At 38.4% G+C, this 5,262-nt stretch carries 7 protein-coding genes and 2 pseudogenes; 3 read left to right on the top strand and 6 right to left on the bottom strand.

Annotated elements, in window-relative coordinates; all coding sequences use genetic code 11:
• From P378_RS19990 to P378_RS02695, 3 genes and pseudogenes are all read right to left on the bottom strand, one after another.
• Positions 1-182, bottom strand: a pseudogene (locus tag P378_RS19990) (IS1182 family transposase); the annotation flags it as partial.
• Positions 183-277: 95 nt separating this feature from the next.
• Positions 278-547, bottom strand: a complete 270-nt coding sequence (locus P378_RS23950; protein ID WP_420795965.1) for a helix-turn-helix domain-containing protein — start codon at positions 545-547, stop codon at positions 278-280.
• 26 nt (positions 548-573) lie between these two features.
• On the bottom strand, positions 574-1,083 hold the full coding sequence (locus tag P378_RS02695) for a transposase (protein WP_099082181.1): 510 nt from the start codon (positions 1,081-1,083) through the stop codon (positions 574-576).
• Positions 1,084-1,368: 285 nt separating this feature from the next.
• Between P378_RS02695 and P378_RS02690 the strand changes: the two are divergent.
• Both P378_RS02690 and P378_RS19300 read left to right on the top strand, forming a co-directional pair.
• Positions 1,369-2,608 (top strand): annotated as a pseudogene (locus P378_RS02690) (IS110 family RNA-guided transposase).
• Between the two features lie 190 nt (positions 2,609-2,798).
• Positions 2,799-2,948: a hypothetical protein gene (locus tag P378_RS19300; RefSeq protein ID WP_180260945.1), complete on the top strand. Its 150-nt coding sequence runs from the start codon at positions 2,799-2,801 to the stop codon at positions 2,946-2,948.
• Here P378_RS19300 and P378_RS02685 read toward each other — a convergent pair.
• From P378_RS02685 to P378_RS18855, 3 genes are all read right to left on the bottom strand, one after another.
• Positions 2,941-3,804, bottom strand: a complete 864-nt coding sequence (locus P378_RS02685) for a hypothetical protein (RefSeq protein WP_099082180.1) — start codon at positions 3,802-3,804, stop codon at positions 2,941-2,943. The two genes, P378_RS19300 and P378_RS02685, sit on opposite strands and share 8 nt — an antisense overlap.
• Positions 3,805-3,891: 87 nt before the next feature.
• On the bottom strand, positions 3,892-4,488 hold the full coding sequence (locus P378_RS02680; protein ID WP_099082179.1) for a SurA N-terminal domain-containing protein: 597 nt from the start codon (positions 4,486-4,488) through the stop codon (positions 3,892-3,894).
• Positions 4,489-4,500: 12 nt separating this feature from the next.
• Positions 4,501-4,992, bottom strand: a complete 492-nt coding sequence (locus P378_RS18855) for a hypothetical protein (protein WP_143338395.1) — start codon at positions 4,990-4,992, stop codon at positions 4,501-4,503.
• 116 nt (positions 4,993-5,108) lie between these two features.
• Here P378_RS18855 and P378_RS02675 point away from each other — a divergent pair.
• Positions 5,109-5,262 (top strand): transposase (locus tag P378_RS02675; RefSeq protein ID WP_143338394.1); only part of this gene is annotated, 154 nt, incomplete at its 3' end.

Genomic DNA, 5,262 nt, shown 5'->3' with positions numbered 1-5,262 from the left:
CGGAGAGGTAGCGGGACGCCCTTATGGGAGTATGCAGAAGAAAAAAGTTCGTCGGAAAATATGTCATCAGCTTCAGCAAGGGCATAATAGATGCTGTTTTCAGAAACAAGGGGTCTGTTACTCCATTGCTCTAATACATCAATGTCGGTTATAGATAATTGACGTCCTTTTTGCTTTAACATATTAAATTAGCACTCCCTATCTGATGATAGGTATTTATTTCTACAAATATCTCTATTTTCCTTCCTGTTATGCTAAAAATATCTATTTTTGGTTATTATTGTTTGGAGTTTTTCAACAGTCTCCTAGGTACAATTTGACTGGGTGGTAAACTTTTGAATTCAGGTTGATTCGCTGTTTTTATTATGGCTTCTCTTTCATCTGGACTAAGTTTGTTTGCAGGCTTTCGTTTGGCATGTTTACGCTGGTCTTCATCAGGTGATAGACTGCTTCTCCAGCGTTGCAGAGTACGCTGAGATATTCCAAGCACCTTACAAGCCGCTGTTTCCCTGGCCCCGTTAGCAACAGCTTCTTTGATCAGTGAAATAACTTTTTTGCGATCTGAGACACTGATCAGTCGTCCTCGGGGTCCCCCCAGATCGCTTGGGCCTTTTTTCTTAGAACCAGGAGTGCAGCGGTTTCAGCAAGCGCGGCTTCCTTTCGTTTAAGTTCCTTTTGGAGATCTTTGAGTTCACGATCTTTTTGGCGAAGATCCTTTTGTAGTTGGGCAGCCTGTTGGGCTACGCCACCATTGGCCTGCATACAGGCATCCCGCCAGGCCTCCACCTGTTCAACAAAGAGACCTTTAGAGCGGCAGTATTCTGCTAATTCAATCTCGCTTAAGGATGCTGTTTCAACAACAATTAAGAATTTATCCTGTGTGCKCCATTTTTCTGCTTCAGGCTCACCGCCTGGAACTGCTATGCCGTTGGCTCTGGCCTTTTTCTTCCAGCTGTGTAGCGTGCCCTCTGAAAGACCTGTTTCTCTTGCGATGGAATTAACAGATTCATTATTGGGTGGCATCATTCTTTTTATAATAGAGTATTTGAATTCATCACTGTATCTTGTTATAGTTATAACCATTCCTTTCGCAAGCTCAAGGCACAAAACGGAATGAAACGTTGTCTATGAGCTTGTTTTGTTTTAAAACTATCTTATTGAGATAACAGGCAACTACAAATCACGTGGAGGTGAGTGCGCTGCTCCTTCGGGAGTAGACCGATAGCTATATGTGTAGACTGTCCTATCAAGCACAAATAAGTGTGCCATCAGAGCACGAAGACTTATCTTTGTATAAACAACTCGTTTATAGCTGGACAGTCAGTCAATGCCTGCTTTTCTCGATAATTTCTGCGAAGGGAGATTTTAATGTTAAAAATCGTTTACCCCATCTGTTGTGGGATTGATGTCCACAAAACGTTTCTGGTTGCCTGTATTGCCACTACCAACGACAAAGGGATTACCACTTACAAATCTAGTCGCTTTTCTACCTACACAAATGATTTGCGAAAGCTATCAGAATGGCTTTACTCCAATTCCTGCACACAAGTTTGCATGGAATCCACTGGCAAGTATTGGATTCCTGTGTTCAATATCTTGGAAGCCACTTGTAAAATCACATTGGCTCATCCAAAAATACGTTAAGGCCATTCGCGGCAATAAAACCGATAAAAAGGATGCCAAATGGATTGCCGACCTGTTTAAGCACGACCTTGTTGCCGGAAGTTTTATGCCGCCCTTTCCAATTCGTCAATTGCGCGACTTGATGCGTTACCGTTTCAAACTAACAAACTTTAGTTCCAGCGAGAAGAACCGGATTCAAAATTGTCTTACTGTATCAAATATCCAGCTCGCCAACGTGGTATCTGATACTTTCGGTAAGAGTTCAATGAGAATCATTGACTACTTGCTTGAAAATCCCGATGATAAGGATTTCGATTTTGTTCCTCTTCTTCACTCATCTATGCTGCATAAAGTGGACGATATCCGTCTTGCCCTGGACGGAATGATTACACCGGAACAGCGGCAAAAAATGAATATTATTCTTCAGCATTATGACGGATTGGAAAAGTGCAAGTCCAACCTTGAATCTTTAATTCTGTCGCTCTCAGAGCCTTATGCCAAGGAACGTACTTTAGTGTTCGCTGTACCAGGTATCAAAAATCCTTTTTCTGCTATCGCTATAATCTCGGAAATCGGTGTTGATATGTCTGTGTTCCCTACAGCCAAACACTTGTGTTCCTGGGCAGGAGTGACTCCTCAAAACAACGAGAGTGCTGGCAAGAAACATTCTGTTCGCATATCCCGTGCCGGTGTTTATATCAAGCCACTTTTGGTACAGTGCGCCAACGCTGTTGTTAAAAGTGATAAACACCCTGAAATCAAGGGTCGCTATTTATCTATCAAAAAGCGACGTGGCCATAAGCGTGCTATTATAGCTATTGCACGAATGTTGCTTACTGCCATTTATCACATCCTTAAGAAAGGTGAACCCTATAATCCCGAGCTTTATAAGAAAGCTGAACCTATTCCCGCATCTCGTGAAATCACAGTAGAACAGGCTATTCTTATAGCACGTAGACACGGGTACTCTGTAGTTAAGGATTGATAGAAATACACAAGTTGTCACTATTCATTTTTTAAAGACTGTCCCATGGATGGTCTGTTTGCTATGCTTTTTTTTAGTTTGTGCCCCCCGTGGAGCTGGTTTCAGACTTTTCCTCCTCGGACTGCTGCTCAATTAACTATACTTGTTTTAGAGGTCTATGACAACTATCCTAACACAGGGGGGTGATGGTATGGCTAAACAGGAAAAAATTACACTTCTTCAATTTCAAAAAATGTTCCAAACTGAAGAAGATTGCCGGACATATCTTTTTAAAATGCTCTGGCCTAACGAGTATAAACAAAACTCTTTACAGACCCGGTTTCCTTTTCTTGCTAATTGACCTTGCTATCTATAACTAATTTTTCTGCCTCTTGGTTATAGTATGTAGATTCTATGTTCTCCAATTGCTCCTTTGTAATATTATTATCATCCTTAAGAATCACTTGTATGTTTATATCCTTAGGTGCCTTTAACACTAAGAAAGGAGTAGAACTCAATTGTTGAACACTTGAGACGGGTTCAACTAGACGGGTCTCAACTATATAGTTCTTATCTTCATCGGGGACTAGATTTCCACGCAATAATGTACCGTATTTCGTCTTACCATATGTTATAAGATAAAGATTATACTTTACACTAAGTTTCATAACATAGACACCTTTTTTACCACCCTCCGAATCTAACCACTCATTTGCTCCACCCCATGTTATGAACTTAGGGATAGTGTCCACACCTGTATTCATTTTTTTATCGTACTCTATTTTTGAATCTTGTAATATTTTGCTTAATTCCGGATTTAACTCATATTTAGTATATATATTAGCACTATCACCTGACGGATAATATAATAAATTCTGTTCAGGCAAGTATAAAAAGTGATAATAACCTGCCTTATCCCCAGCAGGTATAAAGAACTCCAAACTATAATATTCTTGTATCTCTGACGGAGAGGTAAGTTTTATTTTCCCACTGCCTTTATTAGCGCTTTTTGAAATTAAGTCTACAAGTTTTGATATTTCCTCTTTTTTATTACTAATCGTTAGCTTGTTTTCGTCTAGACCAAAAGGGCCTAAAGTATACTTTTCTAAAGAAATATTTTCTGAATTCTTGAGAAAACTAAAGTCTTCTTTATTGCCAAAATTACATGCAGTAATAAAAAACAACATAACTAAATAGAATATAAAGAGTTTCTTCAAGGTGATCACCTCTTAGATTTGTGATGTTTAGAAAAAGTTTCTTACTAATAAAAGGCTATGACTAATTTGTCATAGCCTCTCCATCCATTAGTTTAGATTTTCTACAATTTCAATTTCAGCATTGTTAACCAGGGTATCAACATGGACTTCAAATTCAAGATTTTTCTCTTCGTGTGAACCTTCAGCTTTATCCCTGATTTTGTGCATTAAGTTACCGTAAGTAAGTTTTTCCTTATATCCTTCAAAGTGGGACTCGAAGTATTCTTCTTCTGTTAGCCCAATTCCTTTAAGATATGAAGCAAATTCCCGACTTGCGACCTCATCTTCAGAAATACGCTTTCTTAAATCCTCAATAAAGCTATGAACAGTTTCATCACTGGGAACAAGGTTTTGCTCTTTGGCCTCCTGAACAACCACTAGGTATCTTATTTTACGTTCAAGTGCCTGCTTCTTGCTTATCCTAGAATCTAGAATTTTGCCCCTAATTATATCTTTATCGATATCGGCTTCATATATTTCCTGACCATTGACTTTTGCAATTAAAGCGGATTTATTATTTTGCTTGATACCACTAATTTCTTTACCCAAAATTTCAAATTTGTTTTGGGAAAATGCAAAAGCACTAGAAGCAAAAACAAATACAAGTACTACTAGAATACTTATGGTTTTACTATATTTTAACATTAAATTTCCTCCTTACCAACTAACATCTGCGCTTCTATATGTTGGAGAGTTGGTCGTTGCCCCACTACTATATACACTCCATACTCTTGTTTTAAAAATATCACCTGTTAAACTGTATGTTACACTATCATTATATTTGCCATACAAATAAGGGGACTTAGGAGAAGAGCACATAGCAGATAAATGGGTGTTAAAATTAACGGTTTTTACCAATGAGCTACCTTTGTAATATTCCAAGTAATTAATTATATTGAAAACAAAAGGTTGCGGCATAATACAACCGCCGGAATAATGATCTTTTACAGTTCTGAGCGAACCTGAGTCAGTATAATCAGCCTTATAATTAAAAGTCCAGCTAACTAAAAACCATTCATCATCCCACATAACACTTGTTGAAGCATTCCATGGTCCAGCACTTTTTGTTGCCGCAAAGGCCGTACTTGAAAATACTAAGGATAGAATTAATATTACAGTTAATAATGATAGGTATTTTCTAAGCTTCACAATATAGCCTCCTTTTTATTTAGTCTTAAATGAGTATACCGTTAGCTCAGTAGCCCCTTGTCCCCAGAACGCATGTTTGCTATAATAAATAAAACTTATGTTCTGAGGGTGATGGTATGGCTAAACAGGAAAAAATTACACTTCTTCAATTTCAAAAAATGTTCCAAACTGAAGAAGATTGCCGGACATATCTTTTTAAAATGCGCTGGCCTAACGGGTTTTGTTGTCCCAAGTGTGGCCATAAGGGCTACTATGAAATTAAAACCCGGC

This window comes from Desulforamulus profundi (assembly GCF_002607855.1).
This window is presented reverse-complemented; position numbering and strand designations above follow the sequence as displayed.